Origin of the sequence: Halalkalibacter flavus (assembly GCF_036663575.1) — a bacterium.
Taxonomy (GTDB): domain Bacteria; phylum Bacillota; class Bacilli; order Bacillales; family Bacillaceae_D; genus Halalkalibacter; species Halalkalibacter flavus.
Map to the genome: position 1 here is coordinate 1 of NZ_JAWRVK010000373.1, position 244 is coordinate 244.

At 65.6% G+C, this 244-nt stretch carries 1 protein-coding gene; it reads right to left on the reverse strand.

Annotated elements, in window-relative coordinates; translation table 11 throughout:
- A partial coding sequence (locus tag SAY88_RS25515; RefSeq protein ID WP_332635235.1) for a TCP-1/cpn60 chaperonin family protein occupies positions 1–244 on the reverse strand: 244 nt, incomplete at both ends.

Here is a 244-nt window from a genome sequence, read left to right on the forward strand (position 1 = left end):
GCCCGCGCTGGATGCGATGGCGTTGCGCAGCACACGGTACGAGTCGAAGACACCCTCCTGCACTGGGTCCATCGGCTCACCCGTCGCGAGGTTCAGACCGACCACGTTGCCCTCGGCATGCTCGTCCTGCAGGGCGGCCAGAGAGTCCTGGATGTCGTGGCCCGAGTTGGCAGCAAGCGTCTTGGGGATGACGAGCAGGGCATCCGCAAAGGCAGCAACACCCCACTTGGCCTTGCCCTTGACG